Source organism: Vibrio nomapromontoriensis, from assembly GCF_050337205.1.
In the GTDB taxonomy this organism is placed as follows: Bacteria; Pseudomonadota; Gammaproteobacteria; order Enterobacterales; family Vibrionaceae; genus Vibrio; species Vibrio nomapromontoriensis.
On the sequence record NZ_JAKJSS010000007.1, the window covers coordinates 630053 to 647620 of the forward strand.

Annotated in this window: 15 protein-coding genes; 7 read left to right on the top strand and 8 right to left on the bottom strand. The window is 43.3% G+C overall.

Annotated features, from left to right (window positions below; genetic code table 11):
• Positions 1–78 precede the first annotated feature (78 nt).
• Together cmk and sohB are read right to left on the bottom strand one after the other, a co-directional pair.
• Positions 79–759 (bottom strand): (d)CMP kinase, encoded by a 681-nt coding sequence (gene cmk / locus L4D05_RS06960; RefSeq protein WP_428751737.1) that lies wholly within the window; start codon positions 757–759, stop codon positions 79–81.
• A gap of 219 nt (positions 760–978) precedes the next feature.
• Entirely contained in the window at positions 979–2040 is a 1062-nt protein-coding gene (gene sohB / locus L4D05_RS06965; RefSeq protein WP_428751736.1) for a protease SohB, read from the bottom strand.
• Between the two features lie 85 nt (positions 2041–2125).
• Here sohB and L4D05_RS06970 point away from each other — a divergent pair, with 85 nt between their 5' ends.
• Positions 2126–2866, top strand: a complete 741-nt coding sequence (locus L4D05_RS06970; protein WP_428793433.1) for a YciK family oxidoreductase — start codon at positions 2126–2128, stop codon at positions 2864–2866.
• An 86-nt stretch (positions 2867–2952) separates the two neighbouring features.
• On the opposite strand, the gene L4D05_RS06975 is transcribed toward L4D05_RS06970, so the two are convergent.
• On the bottom strand, positions 2953–4077 hold the full coding sequence (locus tag L4D05_RS06975; protein WP_428793434.1) for a patatin-like phospholipase family protein: 1125 nt from the start codon (positions 4075–4077) through the stop codon (positions 2953–2955).
• 221 nt (positions 4078–4298) lie between these two features.
• On the opposite strand from L4D05_RS06975, the gene imuA reads away from it, so the two are divergent.
• Genes imuA through L4D05_RS06990 form a run of 3 tightly spaced genes read left to right on the top strand, consistent with a single transcriptional unit; the run spans position 4299 to position 9558 of the window.
• Entirely contained in the window at positions 4299–4985 is a 687-nt protein-coding gene (gene imuA, locus L4D05_RS06980) for a translesion DNA synthesis-associated protein ImuA (RefSeq protein ID WP_428793435.1), read from the top strand.
• Between the two features lie 11 nt (positions 4986–4996).
• Positions 4997–6421 (top strand): Y-family DNA polymerase, encoded by a 1425-nt coding sequence (locus L4D05_RS06985; RefSeq protein WP_428793562.1) that lies wholly within the window; start codon positions 4997–4999, stop codon positions 6419–6421.
• Positions 6422–6429: 8 nt separating this feature from the next.
• A complete protein-coding gene (locus tag L4D05_RS06990) occupies positions 6430–9558 on the top strand; it encodes an error-prone DNA polymerase (protein WP_428793436.1) in 3129 nt (1042 codons plus the stop codon).
• A gap of 466 nt (positions 9559–10024) precedes the next feature.
• Here L4D05_RS06990 and L4D05_RS06995 read toward each other — a convergent pair whose 3' ends face one another.
• The 4 genes from L4D05_RS06995 to cydH form a co-directional block, all read right to left on the bottom strand.
• Complete coding sequence (locus tag L4D05_RS06995) at positions 10025–10963, bottom strand: chemotaxis protein CheV (protein ID WP_265673382.1); 939 nt, start codon at positions 10961–10963, stop codon at positions 10025–10027.
• Positions 10964–11116: 153 nt separating this feature from the next.
• The gene (gene mlc / locus L4D05_RS07000; protein ID WP_428751730.1) at positions 11117–12334 is read right to left on the bottom strand and encodes a sugar metabolism global transcriptional regulator Mlc; all 1218 of its coding nucleotides are present in this window, start codon (positions 12332–12334) and stop codon (positions 11117–11119) included.
• A gap of 270 nt (positions 12335–12604) precedes the next feature.
• The gene (locus tag L4D05_RS07005; protein ID WP_428751729.1) at positions 12605–13768 is read right to left on the bottom strand and encodes a patatin-like phospholipase family protein; all 1164 of its coding nucleotides are present in this window, start codon (positions 13766–13768) and stop codon (positions 12605–12607) included.
• 7 nt (positions 13769–13775) lie between these two features.
• The gene (gene cydH, locus L4D05_RS07010) at positions 13776–13868 is read right to left on the bottom strand and encodes a cytochrome bd-I oxidase subunit CydH (protein WP_390902881.1); all 93 of its coding nucleotides are present in this window, start codon (positions 13866–13868) and stop codon (positions 13776–13778) included.
• 169 nt (positions 13869–14037) lie between these two features.
• On the opposite strand from cydH, the gene L4D05_RS07015 reads away from it, so the two are divergent.
• From L4D05_RS07015 to L4D05_RS07025, 3 genes are all read left to right on the top strand, one after another.
• A complete protein-coding gene (locus tag L4D05_RS07015; RefSeq protein ID WP_428793437.1) occupies positions 14038–14634 on the top strand; it encodes an outer membrane protein in 597 nt (198 codons plus the stop codon).
• A 479-nt stretch (positions 14635–15113) separates the two neighbouring features.
• The gene (locus L4D05_RS07020; protein ID WP_428751727.1) at positions 15114–16583 is read left to right on the top strand and encodes a sodium-dependent transporter; all 1470 of its coding nucleotides are present in this window, start codon (positions 15114–15116) and stop codon (positions 16581–16583) included.
• A 1-nt stretch (position 16584) separates the two neighbouring features.
• Positions 16585–16686: a MetS family NSS transporter small subunit gene (locus L4D05_RS07025; RefSeq protein ID WP_106427128.1), complete on the top strand. Its 102-nt coding sequence runs from the start codon at positions 16585–16587 to the stop codon at positions 16684–16686.
• Between the two features lie 113 nt (positions 16687–16799).
• Here the strand turns inward: L4D05_RS07025 and L4D05_RS07030 are convergent, their stop codons facing one another.
• A complete protein-coding gene (locus L4D05_RS07030) occupies positions 16800–17402 on the bottom strand; it encodes a hypothetical protein (RefSeq protein WP_428751726.1) in 603 nt (200 codons plus the stop codon).
• Positions 17403–17568 lie beyond the last annotated feature (166 nt).

Below are 17568 nucleotides of genomic sequence, written 5' to 3' on the forward strand. Positions count from 1 at the left end.
CATGGGGTTGATAATTTCGCCAGTCATCATCCTTGCGACCAACGTTCGAAACTCACCAAGTTTGGTACCGAAGCACAACTACTTAGTGAGATTAGATTCGATATATTTTAGCGCTTTTTCGACAACCTGCGTAATATTTAACGAGGTAGAATCGAGCACTAGAGCGTCATCAGCAGGACGTAGAGGTGCAACCGCTCGGTTGCGGTCTCGGAAGTCTCGCTCCTCGATCTCGCTCAAAAGGTCGTCAAATCTAACATCTAAGCCCTTTAGTTGCAACTGCTTAAAGCGGCGATGGGCCCTTTCTTCTGCACTTGCATCTAAGAAAATTTTCACTGGAGCTTGCGGGAAAACAACAGTGCCCATATCGCGACCATCCGCGACAAGTCCAGGTTCGATATTAAACGCACGTTGACGACGTAATAACGCCTCTCTAACACGAGGTAAAGCCGCTATTTTTGACGCTGCATTACCGGTCTCTTCTTTACGAAGTTCGCCTGATACGTCTTCACCTTCTAAAATAACTTTCACTAAGTCACCTTCGGCGATGAACTGCACATCAAGATGCATCGCAATTGGTACTAATGCATCTTCTGAGTCTAAATCAATACCATGATGAATCGCAGCTAATGCCAGCACGCGGTAAATCGCACCAGAATCAAGTAAATGGTAACCTAGCTTTTCAGCCAACAACATACACAATGTGCCTTTTCCAGCACCACTTGGCCCATCTACAGTAATCACGGGTGTCATTGAGGACATGTTTTACTCCACGTTGTATTGTTTGGCTAACTATCTTTATTATTCTTCATTTTTACGGCGCAAAATTATATACCCAATAGCACCAATATGCCATTTTCTTTAGCGAATAATGATTCTAGGGTGAGCTACCTTTCATGCCTAGCCAAATCAAAAGGGTTAAAGAAAACAACCCCAAGTACACTTGGGGTTATTCTGCGCCATCTTAGAGTGCATTACCGCCTAAACAATAGGTCTTTGACCACGGCTGATCCATTTCATCAGTACGTTGTCAGCAGCTTGGCCTGCTGCACCTGCAAATTTATCGCTCAGCTTTTTCTTCTGTACGTAACGAATAGACAATACCGTTTTCTCTTTACACGCAGCGGTAACCACATCGTCTGATGTTTGAATATCGTCCACTAAGCCAAGCGCTTTTGCTTGAGTACCAAACCAGTGCTCACCTGTCGCGACTTTTTCTAGCTCAAGCGCAGGACGGTGATCTCGAATAAAGTCTTTGAATAGCCCATGTGTTTCTTCAAGCTCTTCTTTAAACTTATCGCGCGCTTTATCGGTATTTTCACCAAACATTGTTAGTGTTCGCTTGTATTCACCTGCCGTCAGCTGTTCAAACTCGATGTCATTCTTTTTCAATAATTTATTAAAATTGGGTAACTGCGCAATCACACCAATAGAGCCCACCACCGCAAACGGTGCTGACACGATTTTATCGGCAATACAGGCCATCATATAGCCACCACTTGCCGCAACTTTGTCAACAGCAATAGTTAGTGGCAGATTAGCGCCTTTAATTCGGTCTAGTTGTGACGACGCTAGTCCATAGGCATGCACCATACCGCCGCCTGACTCTAAACGAACCAATACTTCATCGCCCACACGAGCAACGGCAAGAATCGCACTCACTTCTTCTCTTAACGACGCCACTTCTTTAGCATCTATGCTGCCAATAAAATCCAACACAAACAAATGAGGCTCACGTTTGCTATCAAGATCGCCACCTTTAGAGGCTTTCTTTATCTCTTTTTCACGTGACTTTACTTTCTCTTTTTCCGCTTTTTTTTCAGCCTTATCACGAGCCTTAATAAATGCGTCGTCATGCAAGTGGTGTTCTAATTGCTCAACCGTTTGTTTTCTTTGCTCGGTAAGGTTGGTGATTTCGAGTTCACCCTTTGCGCTTCCCGTCCGACCGCCTACGGATTTCGCCACTACAATCAGCGCCACAATTGCCGCTAATACTGTCACGATTTTGGCTAGAAAAAGCCCGTAATCTAATAAAAATTCCAATGTCTTATCCCCAATCCTACGAATTAGTGTATTGTAACCAACTTGTCACGATTACCAAGAATTATTCAAACTAAGGAAGTGTTCTGTGGAATATTCAACCGCTCCTAAGGCGCTAGCCGACAAAATCATTCTCATTACTGGTGCTGGTGCTGGTATCGGCCGTCAAACCGCACTCAGTTATGCTGAGCATGGTGCAACAGTGATTTTACTCGGCCGTAATGTGGCTAACTTAGAGCTAATTTACGACGAAATTGAAAAAGCGGGTTACCCTCAAGCGGCCATCGTTCCGCTCGACCTTAAAGGTGCGACTAAGCAGAATTACGTGGATATGGCAGAAACGATTGAAGGTCAATTTGGACGACTCGATGGTCTTGTTCATAACGCAGGTGTCTTAGGAACCCTAAGCCCATTTGAACAGATTGATGAAGAGACATTTGATGATGTCATGCAGATCAACGTCAAAGCTGAATTCTTAATGACACAAGCTTTACTACCAATTCTGAAAAAATCAGAAGCTGGACGCGTTATTTTTACTTCTTCGACTGTTGGGCATATTGGACGTACCTTTTGGGGTACCTACGCAATCTCAAAATTTGCGACAGAAGGCATGATGCAAATTTTAGCGGATGAGTTGAGTGACACCGCCATTCGAGTCAATGCCATTAACCCTGGTGCTACACGCACTCGCATGCGCGCTAAAGCCTATCCAGGCGAAGATGCGAATGCACTAAAAACGCCAAAAGATCTTATGCCTCTTTACTTACGTCTAATGGACCCAACAGTGACCAATATCAATGGCCAGTGCATTGACGCCCAACCGAAATAAGCAAAAAAGTCAGGCGTGATATCAGACAATGTAATACAGATAAGCGGCTATTTAACCCGCCGCTTATTTTTCATCATTCAGATAATCTACTTATCATAATGCTGCTTTAAAAACTCTCCAGCCACAGCCATTCCATGTTGATAGTCCTCAAGTATTTGATCTTTGTGACTCATTAACCCTTTAGATGCAAGTTCATGCTTGGGCTGAATATGCCATAAATTGACATCTTCAGGAGGCGAATCTAAAAACTGTTCAATTTGGCTATGGTTCGTGTAGTGTGCCACCAGCATATCGAGATGGCTGGTCCCGCTACGACTAAATGGAATACGCTTATTTTGAATATCGATCAAACGTGATAGTTTTTCATTGTCATGAATCCACGTTGATAACTTGCGCTTTTCACTCGGTGCGATTTTGTATAACTCAGCCTGATTGGCCGTAAATTGCTTATAGTCCATTTTAATGGTGTGCAATTTTTCTGAAAAATGCCGATGAAACTCGCTTAACTTTTCTTTTGTACCGGATATTTTTAGGTGGTTTAAGTGCGCCGCTAGCCCTGCTTCTAACTCTTTTTTCCAACGCTCTAAAGATTCCATCGCCGGTGAATGCAGCACTTTATCGCCACTTTCCGGAATGGTACTGATCACCACCATATTGTTAATTCCACGACGATAAGACTCTTCAACAGGGATGGTTGCCGAAACCCCACCATCGACCCACTTCTTACCATCAAATTCAATATCATGATAATAGAGCATTGGAATCGCACAGGTTGCCCTAAGAACATCAAACCAATTATCCGCAAAAATAGGGTAATAGTAATCTTTCAGGTCTTCCACATCGGTAATGCAAGCCAATGCGACTTTATCTTCGCCAAGTTGCATTTTCCCTTTCGGTATATTTAAAGGAAACTCCCCCGTATTGACGAATTCAAAAGCCCAGTCTAAGTCCATAGGCTGCTGTTTTTGCAGCAACTTATTGACATCAAAAAATCGTCCACGAGTGGTATAATTCAAGATAAAGTCTAGCCCGAGCCCTTCTTGTTTTGTGACAAAAGAGGAGACATTCAGTGCGCCAGCAGAGGTCCCAATATACAAAGAGAATGGGTCAAACTTTGCACTAATAAACTTATCTAACACGCCGGAGGCGAACGCCCCTTTTTGCCCACCGCCTTGCACTATCAAAGAATACTGTTGATCTTCAGTGAACACATCACTCTCCTCATGTCCGCTTTACCATCTTTTGGTTTTTTAAAACAATTACTCTAATTCAAATACCCTTGTCAATGTAATTCATCGCGACGTCGTAAGCACTTATTACACGATGCTGCTTTATTGTCCATCCACAACGATTCCATCACTCTGTCGTTGATTACTGTTTGCAGCTCAATTACTCACGCATTATACTGTATGGATATACAGGTAAAATTATTATGCATACTTTGATCACTGAGCTCCAAAATAAACAATTAATTTGGAAAGGAAGCCGCTCCTTCTCCAGCACTAAAGATTATCACCCAACAGGTTTTGATGAACTTGATCAGCGCTTAAATGGTGGGTTTCCTAACCACGGTGTCGTTGATATTCAATCGATCGGTGGCATTGGCGAGTTGCGGCTGTTGCTCCCTCATATTACTACATGTGCAGAAAAACGACTTTTAGTCTTAATCAATCCACCGGGTTACTTGTGTGCCGACTATCTCTTAGGCCAAGGTATTCAACCTTCACAAGTACTCATGCTCTACCCAACCTCAATCAAACATGCGTTGTGGGCTGCCGAGCAAAGTCTAAAGAGTGGAGCCTGTGGTTGTGTTTGCTTATGGCAAAAAGACATTGAAATTCATCATGCTAAACGCCTTCAAGTCGCCAGTGAAACCGGACAATGCTTGCAGTTTTTATTCCGTCCAGTTCAACCCCACATTTTCTCTTTGCCCGTTTCTTTAGGCTTAACGCTTGAACCTCATGAATCAGGACTTGAAATCAGCATTACCAAGCAAAAAGGCGGATTCTCTCGTCATCCTTTTATCGTCAATATGACGGCTTGCTGGCCAGAGCTCACTGTCACAGCTGAGCCTAGCGCTTCAACTGTAATTTCATTTCCTATGCAGCAGCAAGGGTAGTCATCATCATGTTGCTTTGGTTATATCTACATTTCCCTACACTACAAATGGACACGTTATTTCACCAAGATAAAGATAACGACCTGACTTTAGCAATTGTTGATGGGCGTAAACATACTATTGTGCAGCTCAATCATAAGGCTAAAAAACAAGGCTTACAGTTAGGGATGGGGCTTGGTAGCGCAGCGGCGCTTTGCCAAGACTTACAAGTTCACCCTTACGAGCCTAAAATTGAAGAACGACGTTTAACTGAGATTGCTCAATGGCTCTATTTGATTACCTCTGATATTAGCCTCTCTCCCCCTAATGGCATTTTAATCAAGGTTACCAACATGCTGTCGCTATACAGCAACATGGAGAATTACTGGCGTAATCTGTCCCAGCACTTGGCGCATTTACAGGTTCATACATCCTACTCAACTGGGCTTTCTCCGTATGCAGCCACCCTCATGGCGAAACAAAACAAAAACTGGGTGGCGACGGATACGCAGCAGCTGAAGGATGCAATACGCCACTATCCTATTTCATTGAGTGGACTACCAGCCCAACAAGTGAACCAATTACAACGAGTTGGTATTCATAATATTGATGACCTATTAGCACTTCCTTTACCTGAAGTGGCTAAACGATTTGATATTGATTTGGTTAATTACATTGGTAAGCTTACTGGGCAATTTAAGCACCCCATCGATTTTTATCATCCACCAGAGCTCTTTTGCTCTTTTCTTGAATTGCTATTTGATATTGAAAACATCGCATGGTTAGAAAAGCCGCTTAACATTTTATTCCAGAGACTTGAGCTATTTTTAAGGCTACGAGACAGCGTTGCTTATGAGCTTAATCTTGTGCTCCATCAACGCGATCACCAAGATAAAATCATCCCATTTCATTCCGCGCAAGGCGATTATCTAGCGACAAAGTGGCACGCTCTATCTTCGCTTACACTAGAAAGTATTCGTATAGACAGCGCCGTCACAGGACTGACGCTTTCCGTCACCAGATTGGGTGAAAATAGCAGTAGTGAACATGACTTATTTGAAGGTGTAAAGGGGAATCAAACCGCATTAGAGCTTACTTCTACGCTACAGGCTAAGCTTGGCCCACAAGCGGTAACCTCTCTTTTACTTACCGATGACCCAAGACCAGAAATGGCGACTCAAGTCGTCCCTTTTACCCTAGATCCCCAACAATGCACGCCGGTTTGCCCACTGACATCAAAGTCGACTCTATTCAGACCTAGCCTTTTATTTCCGCACCCTATTCCACTCACAACTCAAGTTAAAGTGACTATCGGACCAGAGCGTATTGTTAGCGGTTGGTGGGATGGTCACCCTGTTAAACGAGATTACTTTGTTGCTCGAAATACGTCGGGTCAATGGCTATGGATATTTCGAACCGAAGAGCAGCACTGGTTCGTGCATGGTCAATTTAGCTAGGAGGTGCTATGAAATACGCAGAGCTGTTTTGTCAAAGTAACTTCTCTTTCCTCGTGGGTGCCTCTCATGCTGAAGAAATCATGCTTCAAGCAGAATTTCTTCAATATTCGGCCTTAGCTATCACTGACGAATGCTCACTGGCAGGTGTGGTACGGGCGCATACCGCAATCAAACAGCACAACCTTCGCATCAAACAGCTCATCGGCAGCATGTTTTGGCTCAATTCAGATTGTCAATTTGTCTTACTCTGCCCCAACAGGGAAGCCTATGCAGAGCTTTGCCGCACCATAACAAATGCAAGACGCCGCTGTGAAAAGGGGCAATATCGCTTATCAGAGTGGGACATCATGTCACTGCGCCATTGTTTTGTTATCTGGCTACCAACAGGGAACAGTGATGATAGTAAATGGGGGCAGTGGTTATACAGGCACCATAGCAATAGAGTCTGGATGGGTCTACAACGTCATTTAACCTCTAATGAACACCAGTACCTACAGCATTGTAAACGGCTTTCCCAACAACTTAGCATACCAATTACCGCTTGTGGCGGTGTGCTCATGCATACGGCCACTCGTTTACCGTTACAACATACTCTTACTGCTATCCGCCTTAATACCTCTATAGACAAGGTCTGCGGTCAGCTATTAGTCAATACCGAACGAAGCCTAAGACCCAAAAGTAAACTTGAAAAGCTCTATGAGCCAGAGTGGATTGCGGAAAGTGTTCGTATTGCAAAATATTGCGATTTCCAACTAGACACCCTTCGCTATGAGTACCCAAGTGAGCTACTCCCTAAAGGGGAAACTCCTATGAGTTATCTACGAAAACTGGTTGAGCACGGTAAAACAATACGCTTTCCTGAAGGCGTCTCATATGAGATAGAACAGACCATAGAAAAAGAGCTCAATTTAATTCAACAACTTAATTACCCGTTTTTCTTCCTGACGATTCATGATGTCGTCATGTTCGCTAAACAGCAAGGGATCCTCTATCAAGGCAGAGGATCCGCTGCTAATTCAGTGGTGTGTTATTGCTTGGAAATTACTTCCGTCGACCCTCGGCATATTTCGGTATTATTTGAGCGTTTTATTAGCAAAGAGCGTAAAGAGCCACCTGATATCGATGTCGACTTTGAACACGAAAGGCGCGAAGAAGTCATTCAATACATCTATCGAAAATATGGCAGGGAGAGAGCGGCACTTGCCGCTACGGTCATCTCTTATCGCTTTAAAAGCGCGATACGAGATGTTGGCAAAGTTCTGGGGATCAGTGACACTCAACTCGATTTTTTTGTTAAAAATATTAATCGCCGTGATCGCAGTCAGGGATGGCAAGCGCAAATCGTTGAGCTTGGTTTACAACCAGACTCTTTAAAAGGCCAACAGTTTATTGAACTGGTCAATGAAATCATGGGATTCCCAAGGCACTTATCGCAACATGTTGGTGGCTTTGTTATCTCAGCAGGCCCATTGTATGAATTGGTACCCGTTGAAAACGCCGCCATGGATGAACGAACTGTAATTCAATGGGATAAAGATGATTTAGAAAGCTTAGGGTTACTCAAAGTCGATGTCTTAGCGTTAGGTATGCTAACCGCCATTCGAAAATGCTTTCAATTAGTAAAGCGCCACTACGATGTGGATTTAACAATTGCAGATATTAGCCGTCAAAAAGACGATGCTAACGTCTATAAAATGATTCAAGCGGCCGATACGGTTGGGGTATTCCAGATTGAATCTCGGGCGCAAATGAGCATGCTGCCTCGCCTAAAGCCAGCCTGTTATTACGATCTTGTGATACAAATTGCCATTGTCAGACCCGGTCCTATCCAAGGGGACATGGTGCACCCTTTTCTTAAACGGCGAAACGGTGATGAAGCTATCTCTTACCCCTCAAAAGAAGTGGAAGCGGTACTATCGCGAACGCTAGGGGTGCCTATTTTTCAAGAGCAGGTTATCAAATTAGCCATGGTCGCAGCGGGGTTCAGCGGTGGTGAAGCAGACAAGCTGCGTCGAGCAATGGCGGCATGGAAAAAAAACGGCAATATCTTTAAATTTCGCACTAAGCTCATTGATGGAATGCAACAAAGGGGCTACGAACTTGCATTTGCAGAGCGTTTATTTGAACAAATTTGCGGCTTTGGTGAATATGGGTTTCCAGAAAGCCATTCCGCTTCATTTGCGGTCTTAGCATACAGTTCCGCTTGGCTAAAATATTATTACCCACACGCTTTTTATACAGCCTTACTCAATAGTTTACCGATGGGGTTCTATAGTGCCTCACAGCTGATACAAGATGCGAAGCGACATGGTGTCAGCATACTACCGGTGTGCATTAACCACTCCCATTATCACCATGATTTAGTGCCAACGAACAGCAAACCTAATACACATTGTTCAAACTTAAATTTAGACTCAGTAGCCGCAAATGCTCATCCCCTTGCCATCCGTCTTGGTTTTAAGCAAATCAAGGGATTACGGTATGAGAGTGTGCAACGTATCCTCCAACATCGTCCTGATGCAGGGTTTACTACGCCAACACAAATCAAACAGTTGGGGTTGAACAAAAAAGAACTGGAACTGCTCGCATCAGCCAATGCGCTACAGATTATTTCAGGTGATCGCTATGCGACTCGCTGGGCTATGATGGACACCCTACAAGATTTACCACTCTTTCATACGCTGCCCTATGAAGCACAACCCCTTCCCCATAAACCAAGTGAAATAGACAACGTACTTGAAGACTTCTCTTCAATGAACATGTCACTTCACCAACACCCCATTCAGTTACTTGATCAAGCGGGGGTGTTAGGTAGGTTTACTCGAATGCAGTCTCTTCAGCATCACCCCCACCAATCCATTGTGCATGTGGTTGGGTTAGTCACAGGGAAACAATCGCCAGGAACCGCAGCAGGCGTCACCTTTATTACCTTAGAAGATGACACCGGAAATATTAATGTCGTGGTGTGGAGTGCAACGGCAAAAGCACAAAAAAAGGCGTATTTAACCGCCAAGATTCTGAAAGTTAGCGGCATTTTAGAAAGAGAAGGAGAAGTCACACATATTATCGCTGGCAAATTAACAGATATCACCGATAAATTAGCTGCGTTAAAAGTTCAGTCACGAGAGTTCCATTAAGCCGCGTGATAAAGCTATAAAAGCGCATTATAAATCTATAGCCGCATGATAAATCTATAAACCGAACGCTAAGGCTTGGCATTGTGGCTACACTAATTCAATCGTGAATAATTCAATAATGCCATTCTATGTTACGCCCTTATTTACCAAATAACAGATGAGAAAAAAGGGAGTAAATACTCCCTTTTAAGTTCAGATTCTCGGTCGTCATGGTGCTAATCGCTCCATGACATTACCGATCTATTTCAACTGGCGCTTCCGTACGTCTTTTTTTCCATTCCCTGAATATTAGTAAACTTAGAGTCATTACGACTTTTGAAGTTAGCCAAATCATTCTGATGGAACAACCTTTCGTCAGTAGAATTATAGTTCACCATATCTATCTCTACACAGAGATAGATACACGTCAATTATAGCACGCTAAACGCTCAGATTGTAATCACACAACTAAAGTATCAACTCTACCCTATAAGATTTGGCTCATTCTTTGCTGAACAACATCGACAAGTAAATCTGGCTGGAACTTAGAAATAAAGCGGTCACAACCCACTTTTTCAACCATGGCATCATTAAAGCTGCCACTTAACGAGGTATTCAATGTGATATAGAGTTGACTCATGCGAGGATCATTGCGAACTTCATGCGTCAATTTGTACCCATCCATCTCAGGCATCTCTGCATCAGTAATCATCATCAATAGCTCAGAACAAACATCAATTCCTTCATCACACCATTGCTTCAATAGCCTTAATGCCATAGCACCATCGAAGCATTCGATAATTTCTACACCCAATTGCTCCAAAGTACCCTTAACTTGATTTCTGGCGGTAGAAGAGTCATCTACTATTAAGATTTTTTTACCAGCTAAATGAGGAAGTAACGCAGTGTCTAGCGTTTCTTCTGAAATAGAAACGTCATAATCAATGATCTCGGCGAGTACTTTCTCAACATCAATAATTTCAACTAAATGGACATGTTCTCCTTCCTCTACCTTAGTGATCGCAGTGAGATAATTCGCCCGACCGACCGTTCTTGGAGGAGGCTGAATCTCTGTCCATGTGGTATTAACGATGTTCTTCACTTCGCCCACTAAAAAGCCCTGCACCGTACGATTGTATTCGGTGATAATTAGGTTGTGATCTCCGCCCTCTGCGGGTCTAGGAAACCCTACCGCTCGTCTTAAATCAATAACAGGAACAGAAACGCCTCTAAGTGACGCTATGCCACAAATACTAGGGTGCGAGCCGGGAAGTTGAGTAAGAGGGGGAAGCTTTAGCACTTCCTTAACTTTAAATACGTTAATAGCAAACGTCTGACGGCTATTTAAGTTAAACATCAGCAGCTCTAGGCGGTTTTCACCCACCAGCTGCGTTCTTTGATCAACTGAACTTAATACGCTCGACATGAGATTTCCTTGGAAAAACAGTTACTAGAGTCCTTATCTCATGTAATCAACATCTTGGACAAGAAGTTTTGCGACAAAACATCCAAAACTATGACTCTCAACAAACACCCTACGCACAGTGAAATTCGATACACACGGTAGAAATGTCGATGACTAGCCTTCGATGACTTTCATGAGTAATACACCATCATACAACGCTTGCTTCACCAATGCCGCACCGGGCATCGTTGCTTGCTTATAAAACCGAGACTCTACTAATTTAAGATCTTGAGTATAAACGGGTAGGCTTTGCTGCTCTATACAGCGTTGAATTGCTGGGTATAAAATATCTTTTGCCTGATTAATAACCCCGCCAATTAACACTTTTTCAGGGTTAAAGAGGTTAATGACTATCGCGATAGCAGAACCGAGGTTGTCCCCTAGTTTTTCGATAACATTCACAGCAAGTGGATCGCCATTGGCGGCGGCCTCACAAATAGCCTCAACACTAATTTCTTCTTGCTCAGCCAATACTGACGTCTCACCATTTGCTATGCGTTGGGATACTTCTCGTCGAATAGCCTGCGAACTCGCAACGGTTTCCAAACAGCCTTTGTTGCCACAGTGGCAATCCAATCCGTTACGATCGATCTGAATATGCCCGAGCTCACCAATGTTACCATGGCGGCCTTGTAGCACGCGTCCATCAAGAATAATGCCCGCCCCTAAGCCATGGTGAATGGAAATCAGAACCGAATTATCACAATCTTGAGAATGACCAAATAAATTCTCAGCCAGCGCCCATGCACGGGTGTCATTCGCGACAAATACCGGGAGGCCAGTTGCGTTAAATATTTCCGCACCAATCGGGAAGTTAGCCACGTTGTAATGCGGCATTTGCAGCACAATACCCTGATCGGTATTGACTAAACCAGGCAGTGTTAGCGCGATACTGGTGACACGGTCTAGCTCGTTGGTGTAGGTTTCAAAAAATTCTTCGATTTCATATAAGAGGCGAGCAATAACGTCATCTTGATCAACTTCATGAATCTCAATTTTAGTATCAATGAGGACATCCCCACCAAGCTCATGAAGCGCGATGGTTAAATATCCTCGCCCCAGACGCATCGATAAGAATTGCCATCCTTGATTATTCGTTTGTAAACCAACAGCAGGACGACCACGACTGATCGCTTCCTGAACCGCCGTTTCATGAATAAGGTGTGCAGCGATAAGTTCTCGCGTGATCTTCGTAATACTCGCTGGCGCTAAGCCACTTAATTTCGACAAATCGATGCGCGATATAGGCCCAAATTGGTCTATTAATTTATACACACGACCAGCATTGACCTGCTTGATATGGTCGATATGCCCAGGTTGAGCCATGTACATCTTGCACTCCAAAAAACAACAACCTAGCAATTTTTTTACTTTGCGAAGTAATTGTGAAGCAGTTTGGTGAATCGCCGTGACAAACATCACGCATATAGGGCAAAGTTTGGGGTGCAGGTCATGTTACTCATCAAAACTGCGCCTAAAACAATGAAAGAATATTACACCAGCACAAGAAAAACACACCAAAAGCATTACTAAAAATGCACTTATTAATCCACGAGAAATAAGTGATTTTCAGCGCTCTTCGATACAGTGTTTTTTGACTTTTTAGATAAAGAATCGGTTTGAGTTTTGCGGCTTTGTCACTAGGCTTTGATAGTGTTCTATAAACTGAAATCCAGCTTCTAGACCTAATTGGTAATCATGCAAAATGTCATCTTTTTTACTCATCAACGATGATGTTTTCAACGCTCTGCTTGGCGCTATTTGCATAATGAAACAGTCATCCGGAGGCAAGGATAAAAAGGTGCTCGTCAACGAATAAGTCTGATAATGCACCATTAGCATATCCGCAAGACCAGCATCGAATTTCTCACCAAACACATGACTAAGGCGATAGATATCAGCGCCACCAAATAGCCAGCGACCACCATTAATCATATTAAGGTGCTGAGAATGTTTCTGGGCTTCGGCTTTACTTAGCTGGAGGTCAAAGAATCCGTTCCAGTCCTTAGACCATTGTTCTAACTTGTCTTGCCATTGTAGTTGAACACTATTTAGTGACTCACGAAACCACGTTGGCGGCTCAGTCACCTGCGGCTGATCTGATACGATGGGCTCTTCCTGTGTGAGTTGTTCCTCGGTACGAATCACCACCATCATACGATTTTCTTGTCGCCATGCCTCCTGAACCGGAATCGATGCAGAGACCCCTCCATCAATGTACTCACGTCCATGCACCGACACCGAACCATCAAACAAATTTGGTATGGCACTTGTCGCCATCATTACCCAATACCAATCATCTTGTAGCATGGGTAAATAGTGATCTTTCAGAGTTAAAGTGTCCGTCACAGCCGCAAAAGCTCGCCGATGCCCCATGGAACGCCGCCCCATATCAATATCAAGCTTATAAGGATAATCATATAATTTATCCAACGCCCACTTGAGATTCAGTGACTGCTTCTTACGGATAAAACTGAAGACATTAAAAAATTGTGGATCCGTAGTTAAATCCAGCAGAAATGCTCGCCCCAAACCAGGTTGACGCGCCAAATACGCACACAGGTTAAGCGCCCCTGCCGAGGTACCATAAAACTCATCAAAAGGGTCAAAGTTAGAAAGTAGAAAAGAATCAAGAACACCAGAGGTAAAAATACTACGCTGTCCTCCTCCTTGTGCAATTAGCGCAGTCTTACCTCCTACGTACTGTCTAAAGCGTTTAGGATCAATAGCAGCATGGGAGTCCGTTACCACACCTGTATTTGCCATAACGTAGCTAAGCGGCCAAAATTGCAGTGAAGCCAAAAGCAAGAATGATAGAAAATGCTATTGTAGTAATACTAAGCGCCATTTTTAAATTAAAGTCCATACAACCTCCAAATGTAACATTGTGTTTACTATTGTGACACAGTATACCAATACGGAAATAACGACTTCAAAATTATGATGTTACTGTCACACTATGTTTAAACGTTAGTACAAACTGGTCAATTACGCTAATGACACAAACACCATCAGCTCAATGAAGGAGAAGCCTTATGACTAAGTTTATTAGCCAGATCATCGCCACTTTCTTTGTTTTAATTGCCACGCCTTCACTCTCTTTCGCCAACGTCATCGTTACGCCGTTCATTGGCTATAGCATTGGAGGGACTGCCGTTGATGGTGACAATAAAACCTATGACATTTCTCCTTCAAGCAATCTGGCACTTGCGGTCGAGTTTCCGCTATTAAATGGACGCATTGGTGCGTTCTATTCACAGCAAAACTCATCTCTTGATACGTTGAATTTGGATTCAAAGATACAGTACTTACAGCTACAAAGCAGCGCAGAGTACCAAGTAGCCGAGAAAACTCTCGCCTATATTGGGGCTGGATTAGGCGCTTCACACATTTCAGCAGACTGGACTAAGTCTCAAACAGGCTTTGCCGCAAGCATTTTCGGTGGGATTGAATACCAGCTAATGCCTCGCTTATTCCTCAACGGTCAAGCAAGATGGCAAGGTACCGTCGTGAGTAATGAAACCATCTCGGTGTGTAATTTACCCACTAACGACCAAAGTTGCTTTATTGGCTTTAACACACAATGGATGAATCAATTTCAGACTAATATTGGCGTGAGCGTTAAATTTTAGTATCAAACAATACCTTGCCGCTTACACATCGATATTTATATTGGTTTGTAGCACATATTTTAGAGACTACGTCTAAAATAAAATTTAGTGGTTTACTCTATTTATAAAACGCCTAATTATGGATTGATTTGCGATAGATATCACAGTCAGCATACAAAACCCAAAAAGTAACATTTCACAGATGATTCATCTACCAAAGATTCCCCCCTATACAAACGTAATCTATTGCCAACACTCTATAACATGGGTAATCTTAACCTCACACTTAGTTGAAAGTTTTAACTTTCAATACTAAGCGCCAGGAAATATGGTTTATATCACTACGATAACGCCACATTACCAACATAAAAAACCACAAGTAAAACACAACACAACCGATAATTGGCTCACCATAAAAAATGACATTTAATAATTGGTGCAGCTCGCTATTCTTTGAATAGCATTTTATGTCGCAGACGATGTAGTAAAAGGAGTTAACTATGAAACGCGAACAGTGGGGATCCCGCGCTGGATTTATTCTTGCAGCAGTGGGGTCGGCAATCGGACTCGGCAATATTTGGCGATTCCCTTACATGGCCTACGAAAATGGTGGCGGTGCATTCTTTATTCCTTACCTTTTTGCCATGATCACAGCCGGTATTCCATTCATGATTCTCGAATTCAGTATGGGTCAAAAATACCGAGGTTCTGCACCAAAAACACTCAGTAAAATTAACGCCAAGTTTGAATGGCTCGGATGGTTTCAAGTCGGAGTTGCGGCAACAATCGCCGTCTACTATGTCGCAGTTATTGGTTGGGCAATTTCTTATTTTGGCATGTCGTTTACTCAAAGCTGGGGAACCGACACTAATGCCTTCTTCTTTAGTGAATACCTACAGCTAGGCGACAACTCGCCAACTAGCCTTGGCGCTATTCAGTGGAAAATTGCTGGCGCAATGCTCATTGCCTGGGCAATCACCTACTCCGCTATTGCTGGTGGTGTAAAGGCAGGGATTGAGAGAGCAGCAAAAATCATGATGCCTATCTTGTTCATCATGGTAATTCTACTTATTGGTCGCATGATATTTCTTCCTGGCGCACTCAACGGTGTTAACTACCTATTCGAACCCGATTTCAGTAAAATCTGGGACATGAAAGTCTGGGCTGCCGCTTATGGTCAAATCTTTTTCACGCTAAGTATTGGTTTTGCCATCATGCTCGCTTATTCAAGCTATTTGCCTGAAAAGTCAGACATTACTAACAATGCTTTCATGACAGTATTGATTAACTGTGGCTTCTCTATCCTAGCTGGTATCATGATTTTCTCTGTACTTGGCTACATGGCTCAAGAGCAAGGTAAACCACTAACAGAGGTCGTTACAGCGGGCGTAGGCTTAGCATTTGTTACTCTACCTGCGGCAATTAACTTATTACCAGCACCGTACATCTTAGGGCCACTGTTTTTCTTTGCTCTCGTGATTGCTGGTCTAAGCTCACATATTTCTATCATGGAAGCGGTTACCTCTGCAGTCATCGACAAGCTGAACTGGAGTCGTAAAAAAGCGGCCACGATCATTTGTGGTGCTGGCCTCATTATTTCCATGGCGTTTGCAACTAATGGCGGTCTATTACTACTAGATTTAGTTGACCACTTCGCGAATAACGTTGGCATTGTTGTGAGCTGCTTCATTGAGATTATCCTCATGGCATGGCTACTAAAAATTGCCGATGTACGTGAATATGTTAACAAGGTTTCTGATTTTTCAATTGGTGCTTGGTTCGACATCTGCTTACGCTTTATCACGCCAGTTATTCTCGCAATGATTGTTGCAACAAAATTCCAAACTCTTATCACTGAGGGTTATGGTGGCTACGCGCAATTTGATCTCATGCTACTTGGCTGGGGACTCATGGGGCTACTCGTCGTCGTTGGTGTTGCCGTCAATGTTACTAGTAAGAAGGACGCTTAAAATGACAACAAGTGCAATTATTATGATGGTTTTAGGGCTAGGTATTACATGGGGTGGTGCATCTTACTGCATCAAAAAAGCCATGGATAAAAACCATAAGTAGCCTATCGCTTTCAATACTTCTTAACGCCCTTCACCAGAACAGTTAGGGCAATAACATAAAAGCCAGCATCTTCATGCTGGCTTTCTTATTGGGGATGTCTTCCGTCTTTACTTTTAAAAACTGTAACGAATACCAATACCCGCTCCAATCCCTAATTTCAAATCACTCTTGTGGAACATCATATTGGGTGTTAACTGCGCATAAGCATCCCAACCATTCGAGATATCAAGTTCGACACCAAGCGCAATTCGCGGACCGAAGTTATCAGAACGTTTGATTTGACCACCGACGCCAGCAAACCAGGTGAACGGCACATCGCCACCAAAACGACCACGATTAAAAATGTAGTCTGCCGCAATACCATCATTGCCAATCGCAAAGTTGACCTGGTTGTTGATTTGACCAACTACGCTCAAGCCTTGATCCAGCCCCATACCAATTTTAAACCCGCCATTACCGCCGCTACTTCGACTGGAAGATCGTTGACTACTGGACTTTGCAGGCTTTGATTGAGCTTGACTCGATGATGCGTTGCTATTCGAAGAAGCGGTACGGCTGGTGTTCGTGGATTGTTTAGCAGCGGCTGTATTGGTACTGCCTTCTTCAACGATCTGCCACTCTTCCTCACCACCTGCAGTATTGCCTGCAGCGAATGAGAAAGTAGAAACGAACATCAGACTAATTAAACTGATACCGAGTTTGAGTTTTGATTTCATGTGTTTGTTCTCTGCTTAGTGCGACCGCTCTTCTATTTGTCGAGAGCGTTTATGGGTATAACAAAATTGCAGAGATTTTAGTGAATGAGGTGATCACTATGTCATGACAAGGAAAGGGGGAAGACAAGGTTCAGATAGAAAAAAGGGAAGCAAATGCTTCCCTTGA

Excerpts from the sequence above, each read along its gene's own strand:
- cmk (WP_428751737.1), bottom strand. The coding sequence starts at position 759 with ATGTCCTCAATGACACCCGTGATTACTGTAGATGGGCCAAGTGGTGCT.
- imuA (WP_428793435.1), top strand. The coding sequence starts at position 4,299 with ATGCATACTTTGATCACTGAGCTCCAAAATAAACAATTAATTTGGAAA.
- L4D05_RS06990 (WP_428793436.1), top strand. The coding sequence starts at position 6,430 with ATGAAATACGCAGAGCTGTTTTGTCAAAGTAACTTCTCTTTCCTCGTG.
- L4D05_RS06995 (WP_265673382.1), bottom strand. The coding sequence starts at position 10,963 with ATGTCGAGCGTATTAAGTTCAGTTGATCAAAGAACGCAGCTGGTGGGT.
- mlc (WP_428751730.1), bottom strand. The coding sequence starts at position 12,334 with ATGTACATGGCTCAACCTGGGCATATCGACCATATCAAGCAGGTCAAT.
- L4D05_RS07005 (WP_428751729.1), bottom strand. The coding sequence starts at position 13,768 with ATGGCAAATACAGGTGTGGTAACGGACTCCCATGCTGCTATTGATCCT.
- cydH (WP_390902881.1), bottom strand. The coding sequence starts at position 13,868 with ATGGACTTTAATTTAAAAATGGCGCTTAGTATTACTACAATAGCATTT.
- L4D05_RS07015 (WP_428793437.1), top strand. The coding sequence starts at position 14,038 with ATGACTAAGTTTATTAGCCAGATCATCGCCACTTTCTTTGTTTTAATT.
- L4D05_RS07020 (WP_428751727.1), top strand. The coding sequence starts at position 15,114 with ATGAAACGCGAACAGTGGGGATCCCGCGCTGGATTTATTCTTGCAGCA.
- L4D05_RS07025 (WP_106427128.1), top strand. The coding sequence starts at position 16,585 with ATGACAACAAGTGCAATTATTATGATGGTTTTAGGGCTAGGTATTACA.
- L4D05_RS07030 (WP_428751726.1), bottom strand. The coding sequence starts at position 17,402 with ATGAAATCAAAACTCAAACTCGGTATCAGTTTAATTAGTCTGATGTTC.